At 45.1% G+C, this 19,768-nt stretch carries 21 protein-coding genes; 12 read left to right on the top strand and 9 right to left on the bottom strand.

From position 1 onward, the window contains the following. Positions 1–33: 33 nt before the first annotated feature. Positions 34–333: a DUF406 family protein gene (locus tag R7O13_RS05935; RefSeq protein ID WP_234499285.1), complete on the bottom strand. Its 300-nt coding sequence runs from the start codon at positions 331–333 to the stop codon at positions 34–36. A gap of 607 nt (positions 334–940) precedes the next feature. Here R7O13_RS05935 and R7O13_RS05930 point away from each other — a divergent pair. Then, a complete protein-coding gene (locus R7O13_RS05930; RefSeq protein WP_005385033.1) occupies positions 941–1,402 on the top strand; it encodes a TetR/AcrR family transcriptional regulator in 462 nt (153 codons plus the stop codon). A 112-nt stretch (positions 1,403–1,514) separates the two neighbouring features. Here R7O13_RS05930 and R7O13_RS05925 read toward each other — a convergent pair whose 3' ends face one another. From R7O13_RS05925 to R7O13_RS05900, 6 genes are read right to left on the bottom strand one after another with little or no spacing between them, the layout of a single operon-like run. Beyond that, complete coding sequence (locus tag R7O13_RS05925) at positions 1,515–2,297, bottom strand: heme ABC transporter ATP-binding protein (RefSeq protein ID WP_318303272.1); 783 nt, start codon at positions 2,295–2,297, stop codon at positions 1,515–1,517. Continuing rightward, the gene (locus R7O13_RS05920; RefSeq protein ID WP_054578656.1) at positions 2,297–3,334 is read right to left on the bottom strand and encodes a FecCD family ABC transporter permease; all 1,038 of its coding nucleotides are present in this window, start codon (positions 3,332–3,334) and stop codon (positions 2,297–2,299) included. The genes R7O13_RS05925 and R7O13_RS05920 overlap by 1 nt, the downstream gene beginning before the upstream one ends. 9 nt (positions 3,335–3,343) lie before the next feature. Then, complete coding sequence (locus R7O13_RS05915; protein WP_005375320.1) at positions 3,344–4,213, bottom strand: heme/hemin ABC transporter substrate-binding protein; 870 nt, start codon at positions 4,211–4,213, stop codon at positions 3,344–3,346. Positions 4,214–4,241: 28 nt separating this feature from the next. Continuing rightward, complete coding sequence (locus tag R7O13_RS05910; RefSeq protein ID WP_005375322.1) at positions 4,242–4,655, bottom strand: ExbD/TolR family protein; 414 nt, start codon at positions 4,653–4,655, stop codon at positions 4,242–4,244. Then, positions 4,652–5,350: a MotA/TolQ/ExbB proton channel family protein gene (locus R7O13_RS05905; protein WP_005385044.1), complete on the bottom strand. Its 699-nt coding sequence runs from the start codon at positions 5,348–5,350 to the stop codon at positions 4,652–4,654. Before R7O13_RS05905 ends, R7O13_RS05910 begins: the two co-directional genes overlap by 4 nt. Beyond that, positions 5,350–6,096 carry an energy transducer TonB gene (locus tag R7O13_RS05900; protein ID WP_064354554.1) on the bottom strand — a complete coding sequence of 249 codons (747 nt, stop codon included), beginning with the start codon at positions 6,094–6,096 and terminating at the stop codon, positions 5,350–5,352. The genes R7O13_RS05905 and R7O13_RS05900 overlap by 1 nt, the downstream gene beginning before the upstream one ends. Before the next feature lie 160 nt (positions 6,097–6,256). On the opposite strand from R7O13_RS05900, the gene hutW reads away from it, so the two are divergent. The 4 genes from hutW (at position 6,257) to R7O13_RS05880 (ending at position 9,384) form a co-directional block, all read left to right on the top strand. Then, the gene (gene hutW, locus R7O13_RS05895) at positions 6,257–7,627 is read left to right on the top strand and encodes a heme anaerobic degradation radical SAM methyltransferase ChuW/HutW (RefSeq protein WP_318303269.1); all 1,371 of its coding nucleotides are present in this window, start codon (positions 6,257–6,259) and stop codon (positions 7,625–7,627) included. A 32-nt stretch (positions 7,628–7,659) separates the two neighbouring features. Beyond that, on the top strand, positions 7,660–8,163 hold the full coding sequence (hutX, locus tag R7O13_RS05890; RefSeq protein WP_005385051.1) for a heme utilization cystosolic carrier protein HutX: 504 nt from the start codon (positions 7,660–7,662) through the stop codon (positions 8,161–8,163). A 56-nt stretch (positions 8,164–8,219) separates the two neighbouring features. After that, positions 8,220–8,750 carry a heme utilization protein HutZ gene (hutZ, locus tag R7O13_RS05885; RefSeq protein WP_005375331.1) on the top strand — a complete coding sequence of 177 codons (531 nt, stop codon included), beginning with the start codon at positions 8,220–8,222 and terminating at the stop codon, positions 8,748–8,750. Positions 8,751–8,847: 97 nt separating this feature from the next. Continuing rightward, positions 8,848–9,384 carry an ATP:cob(I)alamin adenosyltransferase gene (locus R7O13_RS05880; RefSeq protein WP_033906781.1) on the top strand — a complete coding sequence of 179 codons (537 nt, stop codon included), beginning with the start codon at positions 8,848–8,850 and terminating at the stop codon, positions 9,382–9,384. Between the two features lie 80 nt (positions 9,385–9,464). Here the strand turns inward: R7O13_RS05880 and R7O13_RS05875 are convergent, their stop codons facing one another. Beyond that, positions 9,465–10,379: a chemotaxis protein gene (locus R7O13_RS05875; RefSeq protein ID WP_005385059.1), complete on the bottom strand. Its 915-nt coding sequence runs from the start codon at positions 10,377–10,379 to the stop codon at positions 9,465–9,467. A 214-nt stretch (positions 10,380–10,593) separates the two neighbouring features. Here R7O13_RS05875 and ppiC point away from each other — a divergent pair, with 214 nt between their 5' ends. The 6 genes from ppiC to R7O13_RS05845 all read left to right on the top strand — a co-directional run bounded on the left by ppiC (position 10,594) and on the right by R7O13_RS05845 (position 17,649). Further along, positions 10,594–10,935: a peptidylprolyl isomerase PpiC gene (ppiC, locus tag R7O13_RS05870; protein WP_080276970.1), complete on the top strand. Its 342-nt coding sequence runs from the start codon at positions 10,594–10,596 to the stop codon at positions 10,933–10,935. Positions 10,936–11,278: 343 nt separating this feature from the next. Next, the gene (locus R7O13_RS05865) at positions 11,279–12,583 is read left to right on the top strand and encodes an MATE family efflux transporter (RefSeq protein WP_161441156.1); all 1,305 of its coding nucleotides are present in this window, start codon (positions 11,279–11,281) and stop codon (positions 12,581–12,583) included. 172 nt (positions 12,584–12,755) lie between these two features. Next, entirely contained in the window at positions 12,756–13,517 is a 762-nt protein-coding gene (locus tag R7O13_RS05860; RefSeq protein ID WP_318303532.1) for an ATP-binding cassette domain-containing protein, read from the top strand. Between the two features lie 20 nt (positions 13,518–13,537). Then, positions 13,538–14,386, top strand: coding sequence for an ABC transporter ATP-binding protein (locus tag R7O13_RS05855; protein WP_021036047.1), 849 nt, complete (start codon positions 13,538–13,540; stop codon positions 14,384–14,386). Beyond that, positions 14,376–15,890 (top strand): ABC transporter substrate-binding protein, encoded by a 1,515-nt coding sequence (locus tag R7O13_RS05850; protein ID WP_318303268.1) that lies wholly within the window; start codon positions 14,376–14,378, stop codon positions 15,888–15,890. Before R7O13_RS05855 ends, R7O13_RS05850 begins: the two co-directional genes overlap by 11 nt. Positions 15,891–15,894: 4 nt before the next feature. Further along, positions 15,895–17,649: an ABC transporter permease subunit gene (locus R7O13_RS05845; protein ID WP_412125712.1), complete on the top strand. Its 1,755-nt coding sequence runs from the start codon at positions 15,895–15,897 to the stop codon at positions 17,647–17,649. Between the two features lie 177 nt (positions 17,650–17,826). Here the strand turns inward: R7O13_RS05845 and R7O13_RS05840 are convergent, their stop codons facing one another. Continuing rightward, the gene (locus R7O13_RS05840; protein WP_005375354.1) at positions 17,827–18,585 is read right to left on the bottom strand and encodes a DeoR/GlpR family DNA-binding transcription regulator; all 759 of its coding nucleotides are present in this window, start codon (positions 18,583–18,585) and stop codon (positions 17,827–17,829) included. A gap of 274 nt (positions 18,586–18,859) precedes the next feature. Between R7O13_RS05840 and ltnD the strand changes: the two genes are divergently transcribed. Beyond that, positions 18,860–19,768: an L-threonate dehydrogenase gene (gene ltnD, locus R7O13_RS05835; protein WP_258483894.1), complete on the top strand. Its 909-nt coding sequence runs from the start codon at positions 18,860–18,862 to the stop codon at positions 19,766–19,768.

The following is a 19,768-nucleotide window of genomic DNA, read 5'->3' as shown; positions in this document are numbered from 1 at the left end:
AATAAAAAGCGAGCATAATGCTCGCTTTTTTCATTAACGCGCGAGTGAGCGAGTTTTTAATTCAAAGATAAGTTTTTCAGCACTTACTTCAAATTTGAATCGAGCCGTCGCTTGGTTCAATTCTTCGGTTATTTCTGAAACATTGTATTCAACATCAGCACATACTGATTTAGCGAGCTCGATGTATTTTTGTAGTTCAGACTCTAGCTCTGTTTTTGTCTGTGCGAAAACCGTTACGTCGGTAACTTCGTCACCTTCTTTGATGATAAAGCCAATCTCGCCAGCACAGCCGCAGGCCTCACATACTTGGTTTTTTTCTAATTCGACACTCATAACGAATCCTCTTGTAAATACTAAGGGTATTCTATCAGGTATTTGATCTGTATCTACAAAAATGACGACTTTTGCGTAAAAAAGGAACAGAATAGGCACTTGTTAAGTAAGGGTTAAAGATTGGATTACTAAATCATCAAGAACGTTAATGTGATATATATCAACATTTAAAATCAATTAACGAACATAGTGACGAGATTTTGCTCAGTCCAGTTGAACTAATGGTTAATTTATAAGACTATTTCTTGATTGATTATTTTTAATAATTATCATTCTTGGTCTTTGAATAGTTTCGATGAATAATTGGCGCAAGGTTTTGATGAGACTAACTTTTCGCCTTATTTTGAGTAGCATGTATTGACAAAAACATAACTGAAAATTACACATTACGCAGTGTAAAGACGTTATGGTTTGGAACTCGACATGATATTAAATAGTCGCAATACATATACCCAAAGCGCTTTCAAGTGCAGCGCTTAGCAACCTGATTTCTAGGTTTTCGCTAATCGAACCGCATCGGCGAGCCGGGTATAATGCTAAGAATGATTTCATTCTGGCCTCATTTAATAGTGAGTTAGATGGATTTACAAAGAGAAGAGCTTAAAATATGCCAAAGCGTAGTAAAGAAGATACCGAAATCACTATCCAAAAGATCATGGATGCCGTTATTGATCAGCTACTCAGATTAGGTTACGACAAAATGTCGTACACGACGCTAAGCCAGCAGACAGGTATATCGCGTACCGGTATTAGCCACCACTTCCCTAAGAAAACGGACTTCACCGCCGCACTGGATGGCCGTATCTTTAAAATGTTTATTGAACACTTAGAGTTTGATAAAGGATTAAATGCATTTTCACAAAGTTGGATTAAAGCGCTGGAAGATGCTGAGTTTCTCGCGATTTTACGACTGCTATTCCATCACATTGTCACCGCTGAAAATGCGCAAGAATTTGCTGCTAATGGTATTGACCGCTTATACAAAATGGTTGAAAGCCAGTTTGGTGCGGGTGGTGACAAAGAGCTTGAGTGGTTGATTGGTCGATCATTGATCCAAATGAGCAAGTAATAGCCTTTAAAGCACCAAATTCTGCCACTATCAAAGCAAAGGCCCGCAATTCTCATATTGCGGGCCTTTGTCGTATCAAAGTGTTTTAGAGACGGCTTAGAGGAGATACGCTTTATGCTGCGGCATGCACTTGAGGGAAGTCTAGCGTCGGATGTTTTGTCACAATAGATCGATAGCCATAAACTTGCTCAATGCGCTCTGACGTTAGTGCATTCCATGGCGTGTCATCACAAACTAGTTTCCCGTTATGCAAGAGTACAAGGCGGTCTGCGTACTGAGAGGCTAGATTCAAGTCATGTAACACCACAACCACCGCTGCGTTTTGTGCTTTTGCCGTTTCACGAGCAATCTTTAACGTGTTGTGTTGATGGGCGAGATCCAACGCTGAGGTAGGTTCATCAAGCATTAAGATTCGTTTTTCGCCAGATTGATGTAGTTGTGTCATCACTCGTGCTAGATGCAGTCGTTGCTTTTCTCCACCAGATAAAGACGGGTACAGGCTTTCTGCTAAATGCAATACGTCGGTTTGTTCCATGTAATGTAAAGCCAGTTTAGTGGTTTCTTTATTGGACAGTGATAGCGGTATTGCCCCCAGCTCTACTACTTCTCTGGCTAGAAATGGGAAGGTTAAGGTGCTGTGCTGCGGGAGCATTGCAATATGTTTGGCGCTTTTTTCAGGCTCCCAATCATGCTTTTGTTTACCGAAGTAGGTGATGTGATGATTCGAAGAGATCTCACCGCATAGAAGCTTGAGTAAAGTACTTTTACCTGCGCCATTGGGGCCGAGTAGGGCGGTCACTTCACCAGTTCGGATATCAATGTTGATGTCATCGAGCACCACACGGTTGCCATACGTCATCGAAATGTTTTTCCCCGATAAAACGATCTGGTTCATTACAAAATCTTCCCTTTTTGCTGGAACAATAAGTAGATGAAAAAGGGTGCGCCAATCAATGCGGTCACGATTCCAACTGGTAATTCAGCTGGTGCCACGGCAACACGAGCAAACATATCTGCGGCAGTAAGAAGCAGTGCTCCCATTAAGGCAGATATTGGTAATAGCGTTCGATGGTCAGGCCCAGCGAGCATGCGCCCTAAGTGAGGAATCACGAGCCCAATAAAGCCAATTGCACCACTGATGCTCACCGTAATACCAACACCCAGTGCAGAAAGTAAAATAAGCTGACGTTTGAGTTTTTGAACCGGAACTCCTAAGTGTCTTGCTTCTGATTCCCCTAACAACAGAGCATTCAGCGCCATCGACTTCTTCTGAAACCAGAGCAATAGGATGACGAGTGTTACAGCAGATAGAGCAATCCCTGACCAATTTGCACCAGCTAATGAGCCCATCGACCAAAGCGTCAAGTCTCGCAGCATCTGATCATCTGCGATAAAGTTCATGTAGCCAATCGCAGCACCCGAGAGCGCGCTGATGGCAACGCCGGCTAACAACATAATTGTAACTGAGGTACCAAACTTACTTGTGCCGAGTTTATAAACGAGAATAGTCGTTAGTGCACCGCCAATGAAAGCAAAAAGAGGCAGAGCCGCTAAGTTCATTAGTTGCGGATAGTTTTGGCTAAATTCAGCAAATACAACAATAGCGAATGCACCACCAAGAGCAGCGCCAGCAGACACACCAATGATACCAGGCTCGGCTAATGGGTTACGGAACAAGCCCTGCATAACCACACCACAAATTGCTAAAATGGCGCCGATGAACATACACAAAATGGTGCGAGGCAATCGGATTTCGTTAATGACCAACTGAATGTGAGGAGCGAGATCAGAACTGCCTCCCGTTAGGCTACGCAAACTGTCAGCAAAGCTAATGTTCATTGGGCCAACGGTAATAGAGGCGATAGCAATAAATGCTAAAAATCCACTAAGCACTGATAACGTCGTTGAAAGGGGGATGCGTCTTAACAACATGTCATGTCTCTATGGGTAAAGCAGTGCATTCAAGCGTTTAGCTTCTGCAAGGCTTTTAAGGCCCAAACCACCTACCAGAGCATGGCCATCAATCGTTATGATGTCTTTGTTCTTTCCAGCGGGTGTTGCAGCAAGAAGCGGCATTGCTTTTAAAATTGCATCGGCACCACCCAACGTTTCATAGCTGCGACCACTAACAAGAATCACGTCAGGCTGCATCTCTACCATCGCTTCTGTGGATAGAGGCTTGTAAGACGAGAGTTGTGTAGCGGCTGGGTTTTGTCCGCCGGCGAGTTGAATAATTGCATCGGGTGTCGTTTGTGAGCCCGCAACATTTGCAGGTCGCCCTTCATGGATCAGCAGAAAGAGCACTTTCTTTTTCTTCGCTTGATCAGGTTGGTTTGCATTGAGTGCTTGTACTTGCGCCTGGACATCTTGCTTTAAGCTTTCAGCTTGAGCTTTGCGATCCATAAGGTTCGCAATTTGATCAATACGTTGATAAAGGCCCTCGACATTTGCATCAGTATTAACGATTTCTACATCTACGCCAGCCGATTTCAATTGGCTCAATGTTGTTTTCGGCCCCATCTCATCAGAACCAATGACTTTTGTCGGACGTAAGGCGAGCAACCCCTCCGCTGAAAGACGACGATGGTAGCCCACTTTAGGCAGTTCCATTCCTTTTGGTAATTGACTGGTGACGTCGATAGCAACCAAGCTATCTTTAGCGTCGAGTTCAAGCAAGAGTTCAGTGACGGCGCTGCCTGCGCTAACAACGCGCTCTGAGGATGGCGTTTCATTGGCAAAAAGTTGACTACTCGCAAGTAGGGAAATAGCTGCCGTGACAACAGCATGAATAGTGATGCGTGTGTTCTTCATTTTGAAAGGATCTCTATCTTACTTATTTTTATGATGGCTCTTCAGTGAGTAACTGAGTTGCTTGAATTCCGTTTTCTTGTAAAAAGCCGAGAAGTTGTACTAGCGACTGAATATTCGCGGTTTTTTCTGCTCCAATTACAATCGGTTTATCGCTTGACTTACTCTCTTCTAACAGCGCGAGGGTAAAGTTGTCCCAATCGATATATGTCTTGCCGTTAATAGCCCAGTAAGGCTCGTCTTTAAGAATATTTACCGTGATGGATTGCTTATCGACATCTGCAACAGCCTGAGATTCTGTGCTCGGTAAATTGACGTCTAATGAATCGAGTTTGACCGCTGCGGTTAACATCAGGAAAACCATGACGATAAAAATAATGTCTAACAGCGGTGTTAAATCGGGGGTTAAACCGTTACGACTATTTTCTTGTGGTGTTTTAATCATTGAGTTGCAGCCTCAATCTTCTCAGAAGAGCGCAGTGTTACTTTTGAGTGGTCTGGCGAGACATGCTGTAACGAGATACCTTCAAGCCATAAGTTGACGTAGTTTAAAGTGTGCTCAAGCTTGGCGATTACACGATCCGCCCACAAACCAATGATCTGCGCTCCTGAAATGGCAGGAAGTGCGATAATGAGACCCGCGGCAGTGGTGCGCATAGCAAGACCTAGGCCGTCAGCCAAATCATTCGGAGTGATATTCCCCGTTGAAACCGCGATGCCTTTAAACATGTCAATTAAGCCAAGTACCGTACCAAGCAAGCCAATTAAAGGACTGATGACACCAATCAGCGTCAGCAAACGAAGGCCGGAATGCAGCTGATGGCGTTTTTCTTGCAGCCAAATACCTGCGGCATCTTCTCTTAAAGATTTCGAGAAAGAATGATGAGCAAGCAACATCGCAACACCACGGTACAGAAGCGGCCTCTTATTCGACAACTCTTCAGCAAGTGCTTCAAGCTCGCTCCCATTTGTTGGGTCTAATCCTGTGAGCTTTTGGCGAATGGCTCGTTTTCCTACACCAAGGCTAATTAACACATGGAATAATCGCTCGGCGATGATCATCACGGTTAGAGCTGAGCAAATGATCAAAGGCCATGTCATCAGCCCAAATTGAGTTTGTAATTCTTGTAGTTGTTCCATTATCCATCCAACTTAAAACGAACAGGTACTTGTACTCGGTGAGCGACTTTTAGCCCACCTGAAATATGTGGTGTAAATTGCCACTGTTTGATCGCACGAAGTGCTGAGGCATCTAGCGACTCTGTGCCGGAAGACTCAATCAAAACCTGTTTAATCTGGTTACCATTCTCATCTAGCCATATCTCATACAAGGCTACACCTTCAATACCGCGTCTTTGTGCAGACCTTGGGTAACGGGGTTGTGTTGGTTGACTCACAAACGTTGGTTTGTCTACCAAGACAGGCTGAGACGTTGCCCCTTTGGATTGGCTCGCAGGTGCGGATTGTTGAGCTACCGTCTCTTTCTTCACTGGTTCCGTTTTTTTCTTTGGTTTCGCTTCGGGCTGAACCTTTTGCTTTGTTACGGTTTTGGTGGGCTCGACCGCTTTAGGTTTAGATTGTTTAACCGGTTCAGGTTTTTTCTCTACTACCTTCTTCTTAACAGCGTCTTTCTTGACGACCTGTTTTTTTACAATCTTCTTTTCTGGTTCAGGTTGGTCTTGAGGCTGCTGCTCTTTTGGTGGTGCTACATTTTCTGGTGTAGATTTTTCGACAGCTGGAGGAGCAGACACAAGATTTAGACTTACCGAACTTGCTGGGTTTCCAGCCGGCATCGCGAACACCTTTGTCTCTTGAGAAACAAAAAGAAGTGCGGCATGGATGGCAAGGGAAGCACCTCCTGCAATGACATATCTTTGTACGTTCACGGAATATCTCGGGAAACTATGAAAACTTGGGCAGATTATTACTTACAATGGAAATAAGATCAATTATCAATTGCATTATCATTACGCTCAAATTATGATTCTTGCAGAATTTTCAAGATCAGCTTCCATCCCTTACATGATGGGAGTTAAGCGAGTATATATGAGCGTCGATATCGATAAGCTTGATGAATCAGTGTTGGGCAGTGATAGTCCTGATCCATTGCGATTTGCTTTTGTTAAGAAGCATTCTGCACATGCCGGGGGAGCGAGCGTACCTGTGCCCTCGTCTCAACAACAGGCGATTTTTTCGAGTATTACGGCTAACTCAATTAAAGCGACCAATAAACGCTGTCTTTATATTCATGTTCCGTTTTGTCGCGTTCGTTGCACTTTTTGTAATTTCTTTCAAAATGCTGCAAGTCGCACACTGGTTGATGAGTACTTTGAAGTATTAATGCAGGAGCTTAGAGAGAAAGCGGCATTACCTTGGACACAAAATGGTATTTTTCACGCCGTATATATCGGGGGCGGAACGCCAACGGATCTATCTCCAGTACAGGTTCGTGTGTTAGGCCAGGCTATCCGAGACCACTTTCCTTTGGCTGCAGACTGCGAAATCACCTTAGAAGGTCGCATCAATCGTTTTTCTGATGAGTTGTATCAAGGCGCTTTAGACGGTGGGTTTAATCGTTTCTCTTTTGGTGTGCAAAGTTTTAATACACAAGTGCGCCGCAGCGCAAAACGTTTAGATGATAGAGAAGATGTCCTCAAACGGGTGAGCGAGATCGCCAAAGAAGACAAAATTCCGGTCATTATCGATTTACTCTATGGCTTACCTTATCAAACCAAAGAAGTGTTAGAGCAAGATTTAAATGATTTCCTCTCGACTGGCGCACACGGACTGGACTTGTATCAGTTAGTGGTTGGTGGGTCAGCTCCCATGCTCAACCTCGTAGAAAAGGGAAAAATCCCGCCACCTGCGACCACACCAGAAAAAGCGGGAATGTATGAGCTCGGTGTGAACTTTATGGCCAAACACCATATGAAGCAACTGAGTGTGAACCATTGGGCAATCGATAACCGCGAGCGTAGTTTATACAATAGTTTAGCCAAGACTTATGCAGAGGTATTGCCAATTGGCTGTGGTGCTGGAGGTAATATCGGTGGCTACGGGATGATGCAACACCGCACACTAGAGACCTATATTAAAGCGGTCAAAGAAGGTCAAAGCACCATCGCGATGATGATGAAGCAAAGCCCTCTAGAACCACTTTTTTCTGCACTCAAATCTGCGTTTGACCGTGGCATTGTTCAAGCAAATCAACTTCCATCATTTATGGGAGAGGACGCGTTCGGGTTTTTATTGCCTCTATTTAAAGTGTGGCAAGCGAAAGGCTTAGTACAACTACATGAACGTAGCGCAGTCCTTACTCTTGCAGGCAGCTTCTGGGCTGTGTCATTGGCTCAAAGTTGTATTCAGGTACTCACGTCAGAGATGAACGAAACCGTACCGAAAGCATCCAATAATTAATGAAAACAAATTGAACAAAAACGGAAGACACAATGGAATCAATCAAGCAACAAGTTGAAGTATTACTAGAGCAAGAACCACAATTATTGCCAGCTGCGATGGCAGAGCGTCTTGGCATTTCCGAGTTTGAGGTTGTTGCGGCTCTACCTCAGGAAATGGTGGCTATTGCACCAGGAGAGCAAGCGCAAAGCATCCTAGAAAGTTTGGTTGGTTTTGGCCCGGTGACGACCATCGTCCACTCTTTTGGTTCTATCTTTGAAGTTAAAGCGCCGTTTCCAAAAGGAAAAGTGGCGCGTGGCTATTACAATTTAATGGGTAGAGAAGGTGAACTGCACGGCCACCTTAAATTAGATAACGTTAAAAATGTCGCATTAGTCAGTAAACCGTTTATGGGTAGAGAGAGTCACTATTTTGGTTTTTTCTCGGAGTGCGGAAGCAATATTTTCAAGGTTTATTTAGGCCGTAACGAAAAGCGCGAGTTGATTGAAGAACAAGTAACCGCATTTCGCGCCCTACAAGCCGAATTAAAAAAGTAATCACAAACATAATCGAGGCTTAACTCGAATACTAATTAGTAAAGTCAGGTATCAATATGGATCAACAAGTTAAACAAGAGCGTTTGCAAGGTCGTTTAGGGCCAGAGATCAAAGAGTTTCGTCAGGAGCGCCGTACACTTCAGCTTGCAACTGTCGATGCAGAAGGTCGCCCGAATGTAAGCTACGCGCCTTATGTCCAAAACCAGGAAGGTTATTTCGTTCTCATTTCTAAAATCGCTCGTCATGCCCGTAACCTTTTAGAAAATCCAAATGTTTCATTGATGATGATCGAAGATGAAGAGTCTTCAAAGCAGTTGTTTGCTCGTAAGCGCTTAACTTTTGATGCGGTAGCAAATGTAGTTGAGCGAGACACAGAGATGTGGCAACAAGTTGTTGGACAAATGAAAGAGCGTTTTGGTGAGATTATTGATGGTCTAAGCCAGCTAGAGGATTTCGTTTTGTTCAACTTAAAGCCAGAATCGGGGCTATTTGTTAAAGGTTTTGGTCAGGCGTATCAAGTGTCTGGTGATGATTTAGTAGATTTTGTTCACCTTCAAGAAGGTCACAAGAAAGTCGAAAGTGCCTGATTGTAAACCGATCATATGAATGTCGATCATTTGGCATAATGAACGTTTAAAGGGAGTTAGGTTATACTGACTCCCTTTTTTATATTGGAACAAAAGCATGAAACCTGTAAGCAAGGAATTGAGCGAGATTTGCTATCCGTTTATTTACGAGGACAGTCCGGTTTGTGACTTTGAAATTACAGCAGATGAACTTTGTAGTCGTATTGGCCTTGTTCTCGCTATGGAGTTGGACGAGTTTAGCCGCGATATACTGACAAGAATGCAGCCTAATGTTTATCATCTAAATGGTTCGGTTCGCGGAAAATTAGCGATTACAGAGACGGAAGTTGAAGAGTTAAAGGCCGATTATGCTTTGCTCAAGCAACGTATTGATGGCGGCTTCAAAGGCTTTGTTCTACCCGGAGGGCACCCGGCAGCCAGTCAATTGCATTTGTGCCGTTGCCAAGCTAAAAAAACGGTACGAGCATTAGTTGCCGTTGAACATACAGGTAAGAAGCAGCCCGCACCTATTTTGTTTCGTTACGCGAACTTATTAGCGAATGTACTTTACAGCCTAGCTTCTTATATTAATCATACTCATCAAGTCAAAGAGACGGAATTCGTTTCTCGTAGTTACGCGATGCCAAAGAAGTGAGCTGAGAAATTAGCGGATGTGAGCATCAGGGATAGGACAAGCACTGCATTATATTCTCAAATCAAGTCGCCCAATAAGAGTTAAGAAGTCATAGCTTTGGCTTCTAGCTCTTTTGCTCCTCGAAGCATCGCTTCGATTAGTTCTCCTGCATTGAATTTCTCAAGTGCCTCATGCGCGCCAACTTGGTGAGCTCTGTCTACACAGATTTCGCTCGATAACGATGTGTGTAAAATGCGGTATGAATGGTTCAGAGAGGAATTATTCTGAACTTCAAATGCTAACTCATAACCGTCTAATCCGGGCATTTCAATATCGCTGACCAGAATATCAATTGGGCGATGAGCCGCAGCGTCACTTTTCATCAGTTCCAATGCATCTAAACCATTTTTACAGATTTGATACCCAATATTGATGCTATCGAGTGCGTCACACAGCTGTTTACGAGCGATGGAAGAGTCATCCACCAATAGAATACTGAGTGCTTTTAGGCGTTCTCGCTCAATATCTGTCAGCATTGGGATCTTTGAATTCTCGTACTGCGGATAAATTTTGGAAAGTAGCAGTTCCACATCCAGCATTTGAACAGTTTTGTCCTCGTAGCGAGTAATTCCAGTCACGAAAATATTTTTTCCAGCGCTCGGAGGTGGCGTTTCAATAGCTTTCCAATCGCACTCAATGATCTTCTCTATACTACGAACCATAAAAGCAACCACGGTTCGCAAGCAATCTGTCACGATCAAGTAGCAGCTTTTATATTCTTCTTCACTTATAGGACGAAAGCCAACAGCCGCTGACATATCGATCACTGGTACTGTTAAGTTACGTATCGTAACGGTTCCAATGACGTGATGATGCGAGTAAGGGATCTTCGTCGTTGGCATGTATGGGACGATTTCACGGACTTTTAGCGTACCGATAGCGAAACTCTGTTGCAGGGTGAGCTTAAACATCAACATGCCCTGAGACTGATTCGCTTTGCTAACGACTTTTGCCATGAAAATAACCTTATAAATACCACCGAATTGTGTCTAATCTAATCTTATCAGACGAAGGCTTCAACCATCGGAGAGACAAATGTGAGCTTTTTAGACAATCTTTTAGAGAATAGTGATTAACTGAGCAAAACTTGTTTGTATTTTAAACTCATTATGTAGACGATTTTATATTCCTCGTGTATTTGGGCCTTTACCGCTGAGCTATTATTAAGAAATGTTTGGTCTGTTAAAAAGGATTGGGTACACTTGCGCGACCAGAATAGTGAGAGATAGATCAATGGCAAATACAGCAGCCGCATTACATATTCTTGTGAAGCACAAAGAGCAAGCGGAAGACATAATCAAGCAACTGAAAAAAGGCGCAAAGTTTCAGACATTAGCGAAGAAGTATTCAACTTGCCCGTCAGGCAAACGCGGTGGTGACCTTGGTGAATTCCGCCGTGGTCAAATGGTACCTCAATTCGACAAAGTGTGCTTTTCTGGCGAAGTGTTAACGCCGCATTTAGTTAAAACCAAGTTCGGTTGGCATGTTGTAAAGGTGCTTTACAGAACATAAGGCTTGGTATCGACCTAAACATTGTCAGATGAAACCCACAAGCATTAAATATCATCTGTACGGTCTCTTTTCACCAATCACTACCGTCATGACATGGCAGATACATTCTGATCTGCCATGCTCAACCAAACGCTAATCTTTCCAAACTAGAAACTCATTTATATGCAGTTAACTTGGCTTTTCTCATAAGTCGTTATCCTATTTCAAGCTTTGGTATGAGAATACGTTTGCTGGTTGTATCAATTATCAATGCTATTCCTTGCTGGCGAACTTTGGTTCATGTTCGGGCGCCATTCGCATATGATAGCGACCTTATAAAAATTAACCCCGTTCATAATTTAAGATGTCCCTGACTCATAAAGACTATTTTAAAATCGCATTTCCTTTCATTGTTTCTACTGTTACCCAACCATTGTTGGGGGCGGTGGACACCGCGGTGATCGGTAAACTCGGTGTGGCTGAGATGATTGGTGGTGTGGCGATCGGCACCGTCATCATGAACACCTTGTATTGGTTGTTTGGCTTTTTCCGCGTAAGTACTACGGGGCAAAGTGCAATCGCATTAGGTAAAAATAGCCCAGAAGATCAAGCGAGCAGCTTATTTCGTCCTTTCGTGCTTTCGCTTTGCCTTGGCTTGATTTTCATTGCGTTGCAGTCCGTGATTTGGATGGGGGCAGAGCTGATTATCTCCCCTGATGCAGTCGTGGCCGAAAACGCGAAGATTTACTTCGATATCATGATCTTTGGTGCACCGTTTGTACTGCTGAACTACACCGTGATTGGTTGGCTGATGGGGCAGGCGAAAGCCAAAGAAACCTTGTTCACGCAAGTGTTTGGTAACGTGCTGAACATCGTGCTGGATATCGTCTTTGTGTTGTACTTCGATATGGGCATTGCTGGCGTTGCGGTAGCGACACTTATCGCGCAAATCTCAACGTTTGTTATTGGTGCGGTGCTGGTGTTGAAAACCTGTCGCTTCCCGCTGTTTGATCACATTCAGACCGCAAAAATGACGCGTAAAGATCTCAAAGTCATTGCGTCTTCCAATATGGATCTGCTGCTTCGTACTGTGTGTCTATTGGTGTTCTTCAACATGATGGCGCGTGTAGGCTCTCAGCTTGGTTCTGATGTGCTTGCTGCGAACGCAATCATGATGCAAGTGACCTTTATCGTCAGCTACATGTTCGACGGTGTAGCGAACGCGTCGAGCGTCTTTGCAGGTAAAGCGGTAGGGCAGAAGAATCCGACATTGCTTGATAACGTGATTAAGCTAAACACGCAATGGACCGCGGCGTTCGTTGTTGTCTTGACCTTGCTGTTAGTGCTGTTCAAACACCAAGTGGTGATGTTGTTTACCACCTTGCCAAACCTTGTTGAACTGTATCTAGACATGAGCCCTTGGTTATTGGCATTCCCGTTGGTTGCTGGTTTTGGTCTTACGTTTTACGGCATCTTTACCGGTACAGGGACGACGCGACCAGTGCGTAACTCTACCTTTCTAACCATGGTGTTGTTCTTAGTGACTCAATTGATTGCGGTGCAATATTGGGGCAACCACGGTTTATGGCTGGCATTCACTTTGTTCTACGTTGGGCGCTTTGTCTTCTTGTTTCGATACCTCGGTCAAGTTAAACAAAAGTGTCTTTAATTCACACTGTCACAAACGACCTAATTTAGATGTTCTTATAACAAGGGTGGAGCCATCTGCCCTTGTTGATAAATCTGAAAAAGGTGATGAAATAACCTTTCCGACTGGTTTCCTTGCTTTAACCCGCATGATATTATTTGTGATGTTATATTATTACATTTTAGTTTATGCCGTGATTTCTCAACCAATACTCTCCGTTAATAATCTCAGCCTTACAGACTCAGAGCGTACACTCTTCAAAGACATTTCTTTTGAGCTGTTTCAAGGTGAAGTTCTTGCCATTATGGGACCTTCCGGCATTGGTAAATCCATGTTGTCGAAAGCCGTCGCAGGTTTTTTGCCGTTAGATATTTGGGTAGACGGAAGTATCCAGCTTAACAGCAGTGAGGTAGCACAAACTGCCATGCTGCAACGGAGTCAATCTCAGCGTCCTGCGGTCATTTTCCAAGATGCACTTAAAGCACTGAATCCATTGGCCTCTGTCGAGCAACAACTGTGTTTGGCATTGACGGGCAACAAAACACGTTTGTCTTCAGCAAACCGAGAAACGGTGACGACCTTGCTGTCTCAACTCGGATTTGCGGATCCAAAAGCAGCATTGGCGCAGCATCCAAGTCAGCTATCTGGTGGTCAGCGCCAGCGTATTTGTATTGCCATTGCATTGCTTGGTAGTGCCAACTTGATCATCGCTGATGAGCCCACCAGTGCGCTCGATCCAATCACCGAAGCGGAGATCCTTGAGTTGTTCCGCAGCAGTGTTCAGCAACGCAACATCAGTGGTTTGTTGATCACGCACGATCTGTCTGCGGCTTTGGCGTGTGACAAAGTCTTGGTGATTGCGGACAACACCATGGTGGCTTATGGCGCACCATGGCAAGCCATTCAGCAAAGTTCGCATCCTTTCTGCCAACAACTTGCGAAACTGCTGCCTTAACCTCATCTCTGGAGCCTATTTTGACTAAGCACAACTTGAGCGGGCACACGCAGCCTAAATCGGCGGAAGTTCGCTTTGAGCAAGCCAGTGTTCACTATTACTCCAAACCAAGTTGGTTAGGGGGCAAACCGTTCAAAGCGCTCGAACAATTGGATCTTGCCATCGACACAAAGAACATTGCGATTGTTGGTCCGTCTGGTGCGGGTAAATCGACCTTGATTGAACTTCTGTTTGGTCTTCGTAAACCCACATCTGGTGAAGTGTATGTGTGTGGTTATCCGCTATCGCGTAGTTCGGCTAAGCAGCGCCAAGAGTTGTGTCAGCACATTCAATTGATTCCGCAAGAGCCGCAATCGAGCTTGAATCCTTATTACACCGTTCGCCAGATCTTACTGGAGCCGCTAAGCAACATTGGTTTGACGCAAGAGCTCAACGAGAAGGTGGAAAAGGTGTTGGCGGATGTCGGTTTGGATCTCACATTGTTGGATCGTAACCCGCAGCAATTATCAGTTGGGCAAGCCCAACGCGTGGCTATCGCTAGAGCTTTGATTGTCGAGCCTTGTGTGTTGGTTGCCGATGAGCCAACCAGCAGCCTAGATCCCGTCAGTCGTAAACAGATTCTCGAATTGTTGGCAGGCATTCAAAAGAGTCGTCAGATGCGCCTGATTTTGGTGACTCATGACCTCGATGCGGCACAAACCCTATGCGATGAAATCCTAGTGTTAGACAAAGGACGCGTTGTCGAGCACGGCACAGCACAGAACGTGACAAATAACCCATCACACTTGATCACGAGAGCCTTGATGAGCGCTCAACACAAAAGTAATGAATTCACAAAAACCATTGGAGAGGTTTCTTATGCACCTTAGTACTCCCAAGTTAGCTTTGTCGCTGGCTTTAAGCGCACTGCTGACGGGTTGTTTTGACTCTGGCGAAAGCAAGCCAGAAGCGGGAAAAGCAGCTGCACCGCAAGCAACGGAAATTCGCGTTGCCATGATGCAACCACCACGCACAGGTCTGTCGCCACTTTCAGATGACGCGTTCAAACTGTCACGTTGGAGCACAGCAGAAACGCTAGTGAACCTAAACGATCAGTCGGTAGCAGAGCCTATGCTGGCAACGGAATGGGAACAAGTTGATCCGATGACGTGGCAATTTACGGTACGTAAGGGCGTTAAATTCCACGATGGTTCTGACCTTGACGCCAACGCGGTTGTGAACTCTCTACAAAAAGCATTAGATGCTGCACCTAAGCCACGTATTTTGGATGGTATCGAATGGCAAGTTCGCGCATTGGACGACTTCACTGTTGAAATCAAAACGACCTTTAACGATCCACTGTTGCCAAGCCGTCTTTCTAGCCCACAGCTAGCGATCCTTTCTGGTGCTGCATATCAAGAAAACGGTCGTGTTGTGCCAATCAAAGCAGGTACGGGCCCATTCGTTCTGACAGAAATCAACGGGACAACCAGCGCAAAACTGAAGCGTTTTGACGGTTACTGGGGTGAAAAAGCAAAAATAGACAGTATCTTTGCTGAATACGTACCAAACGGTTTTGCTCGTGCTGCAGCACTGCGTACTGGTGAGGCGGATGTAGTGGAAGCCGTTCCTGTTTCGCAAATCGCGATGATGGAATCTTCACAGCTGCACGAAGTCGCAATGCCGCGTACCAACACGCTTTACCTAAACAATAAATCAGATGTGTTTAGCCAGTTCGGCTTGCGTAAAGCAGCAGCTCAAGCGGTTAACCGTGAGCAAATCATCAAAACGGTTTACGAGAACCACGCCGATTCAGCGAAAGGTCTGTTAGGTCCAGCATTGGCATGGGCTCAACCAATTCGTGATGCGAACCCTCGTATGGAAACCATGGAAATGCGCCACGCGAACGGTGAGAAGATCACCATCGGTACATTTACCGACCGTGCTGAGTTGCCAGAAGTGGCGGTGCTGCTAAAGCAACAACTTGAAGCGGCTGGCTTTGTGGTTGAGCTAGATGTTCGTGAATACGCACAAATCGAAAACGATGCACTAGCAGGTAAGTTCGATGCGTTCTTGTTGTCACGTGCAACGGTGCTGGATTCTGGTGACCCAGTGGCGTACATGCAAAGTGACTTTAGCTGTAAAGGTTCATACAACCTAGGTCAGTTCTGCTCTGAAGAAGTGGACGCAGCATTGAAACACGCTGATCGTCAGCCTTTGGGTGAGAAACGCCAACAAGCGATCATCGAAGCAGAAAGCAAAATCCTTGAGCAATACGCTGTGATTCCACTGCTTCACGAGCGTGTAATCCAAGGTGAGAGTGATCGCGTGAAGAATGCACAACGTGACCCACGTGAGCGTCGCCTGATCGACCAGTTTACTGAGGTGAACTAACTCGATGTCGTCTGTTGCCAACATGCGTTCTCGTTGGAGCGCTTGTATGCCTGAATGGTTTACGCGTTTTTTGTCGCGCTTCCTGTCACTCGGGGTAGTGGTTGTGCTGGTGGGTTTGATGCCGGATATTGCCGGTATCGACCCAAGCCAATCAATCCTCCGTGCCCGTGCGGGTGCTCAACAATTGCTGACGGCAGAAGCTCTACAAGCCATTCGAGAAGATCTTCAACTTGACCGCAGCGCAGCTGAGCGACTGTGGGATTGGTTGACGCTTGCCATGCAAGGTGACTTAGGTGTCTCTTGGGTGAGCGGGGCATCCGTCATGGAGAGCGTTCAACAAACCGCAAAAACGTCACTATTACTGATGCTTACAGCGCTCGGCATGGCATTTGTAATGTGCATGGCGAGTGTGCTTTACACCGTGCGTCGTTGGCAACAGAATCGTTTAGACAAGCATCATGACACGCTCAGTTCGGTGTTGGTTTCATTGCCTGAATACGTGATTGCTTCATTGCTGATCATGGTATTTTCCATCTGGTTGGGTTGGTTCCCACCTTATGGTTGGCAAGGCGTGCAAAACCTCTGGCTACCAAGTTTGGCAATGGCATTGCCTGCTGCTGGCTTGTTCGGTCGCTTGCTCAATGACAGCCTCAAGCGTGTACTAGATGAGCCTTGGGTGATCACTTGGCTATCGGCGAACGTCAGTAAGTTTCAAATCTTACGCTTTGCCTTGTGGCGTGCCGTTAGTAACTTGATTCCTCAAATCGCAATGACGGTGATTGGTTTAACCGGCGGTGCGGTTGCTGTGGAGCAAGTGTTTTCCATTCTGGGTATCGGACGATTGATCTTAGGCGCGGCGAAGTCACAAGATCTGCCAATGCTGCAAGGTGGCTTGTTGGTGTTGCTGGTGTTCTCGATGTTGATCAGCAGTGCGAGCATCTTATTGCAACGTTGGTTACTCGGGCACAGTGTCACAAGTGGCAAGCTGATCAGCAGTCACAGTACGTTCCGTTTTACCCAAAGCACCACCAAACGTATCGTCAGTGCCACAATCTTTGTCTTGCTGATTGGTTGTGCTGGATGGGCGTTAATGCGCGATCCTTACACCATCCAATTTACCCGCCTTGAATCGCCAAGCTTAGCTGCCCCGTTTGGTGCCGATGCGGTCGGGCGAGATCTGCTTGCTCGCGTTGGCGGCGGTATGATGTCGACAATCAAAATGGGCATCATCGCGACGTTCCTAAGTTTGGTGATTGGCTTGCTGCTCGGTTTCGTGACTCGTTATAGCCAAGGCTTAATTGAGATCACCAAAGGTGTGCCGTACATTGTGGCGGGTCTGCTGATTGCTGGTCTAACGGGGATGGACCCAAACAGCGCTTTGATTGCGATTGTTATGGTGTCATGGGCACCATTAGCAGCGCACTGTGCAAGTTTGTTGATGGAAGCCAAAGCGCAGCCTTACACGCATCTTGCGCCCATTTGGGGAACCAGTCAGTGGCGAGTACTCCGTTACTACTTGTTGCCTTACGTACTACCGCCATTGATTCGTCACGCGTTTCTCCGTTTGCCATACATTACGCTTAGCCTGACTTCTCTGAGTTTTATCGGACTTGGCGTTAAGCCACCAGAACCTGAGTGGGGTTTATTGATTGCGGAAAACTTGCCTTATATCGAGCGCTCACCATTGGGCGTCTTGCTGCCAATCTCAGGTTTAGTTTTGATGGCAATTGCGGTGAATTTGATTTTTGATGACAAGTGACGAGCAGCGATAAAGCGAAGTGAGCTTCCATATCCAGATGTAATCAGTAATTTGGTAATTTAGAAAACAAAAGGATGTGTTTTCTGCCAGAAAGTACACAGCACGGTCTATGTATATTGGAAGCACCTATAAATTAACGAGTATAAAAGTTACGCGAACTCAGATGTTTAGGTAGTGTTACTCTTTATACACACGTAATCCTTTATCCGTTAATTCTTGAGTGACCACTTCGGATAGGTTTCGATCGGTAATAATTCCGTCCAATTGCTCGATGTCTAATGCATGAAAGCTCGCTATCTGACCGTATTTAGTTGAGTCTGAGATCAGATAATTGGTTTGTGCCGCCTTGATGATTGCTTTTTTAACGAGAACTTTATTTTCATTAGGTGTTGATAAGCCTTTCAAGCTCCAAGATGAAGTCGAAATAAAGGCGATATCAATATTTAGCCCATTCAAGAACTCTGCGACTTTTCCTCCAATGGTGGATTGGTTCTCGCGGTCAATTTTTCCCCCAGTGTGGTAAAGCTCACATTCACTGTGCGTCATAAGGAAAGCAGCAATAGAGAAGTCATTGGTGATCACTAAAAGATCATTACGATTTGCTATTTGATGGGCGATTTCTAGAGAGGTTGTTCCCGCATCCAAGTAAATCGTAGCGTCTTGACCAATTAACGTAGCCGCCAGCTTACCAATTTGAATTTTTTCATCCGCTTGTTGCTCGACCTTCGCATCATGGGAAAGTTCGGAATGTAGAGCTTGAGCGAGTTGCACTCCACCAGAAACAGAAACGACTTTACCTGAGGATTCAAGCTTCACGATATCACGACGAATGGTCATATGTGATACGCCAAGGTGGTCGGTTAAATCTGAAATGCTTAACACTTCTTGATGTGATAACAGGGATAATATGGTTCTTTGACGTTCTGCTGGGATCATAGTTTCACTTCTATATTCTTGTTTTTCAGTATCCTACCAATCTTTTCATTTGTTGTGAATATCTGTGAATTATGTTCTCAACGTTGTAAGAACAGCCTTCGCTTGTGTTAACTGCTCGGAATATCTCTGCCCATAAAGAGGTATATATCACGACATTGTTAATTTGTGTGAAAAAATGTGATTCAAAGCGAGGTCTTAGTATTAATCTTCACATATAATCACATCAACCAAACAAGAATTAACAAAGTTTAATAGACCAGAAGGCATTGTTTTTATGAGTGAAGTTCAATCTGTAGGTGTTATAGGTTTAGGCTCTATGGGAATGGGCGCCGCAAAGTCATGTGTGCGTGCAGGCCTAGATGTCTATGGTTTCGATTTAAGTTCTCAAGCGCTTGAAGAGTTAGGTTCATTCGGTGCAAAAGCAGTTTCTGCAAATGCAGTTGAGTTTGCAGATAAGCTTGATTCGGTTCTAGTTCTTGTTGTGAACGCAGCTCAAGTTAACACGGTCTTGTTCCAAACCGGTCTTGCTAAAGTGCTTAAGCCGAATACGCCAGTAATGGTTTCAGCAACCATCTCAGCAGAAGACGCAAAACAAATTGAAGCGAAATTGGCAGAACACAATCTTGTGATGCTTGATGCACCGGTATCTGGTGGTGCTGCAAAAGCAGAATTAGGTGAGATGACTATTATGGCGTCGGGAGCGCAAAGCACATTTGATGCACTTGAACCAGTACTCAACGCAACGGCAGCTAAAGTCTACAACATCGGTGAAGCGATTGGCCTAGGCGCAACTGTGAAGATTATCCACCAATTGCTAGCAGGTGTTCATATCGCAGCTGGTGCTGAAGCAATGGCATTAGCGGCACGTGCAAACATTCCTCTTGACCTGATGTACGACGTGGTGACGAATGCAGCGGGTAACTCTTGGATGTTTGAGAACCGCATGAAGCATGTAGTTGATGGTGACTACTCCCCTAAATCTATGGTCGACATCTTTGTGAAAGATCTAAACCTCGTATCGGACACAGCAAAAGATCTCAAATTTCCACTTCCTCTATCAAGCACAGCACTAAACATGTTTTTGAGTGCAAGCAATGCTGGTTTTGGCCAGGAAGACGACAGTGCCGTTATCAAGATTTTTGATGGTATTGAGCTTCCAGGTGTAGAAAACAAACAGAAGTAA

It is taken from the genome of Vibrio sp. Y176, from assembly GCF_033438945.1.
The sequence above is the reverse complement of the archived record's forward strand: the minus strand, read 5'-3'. Positions and strand labels throughout refer to the sequence as shown.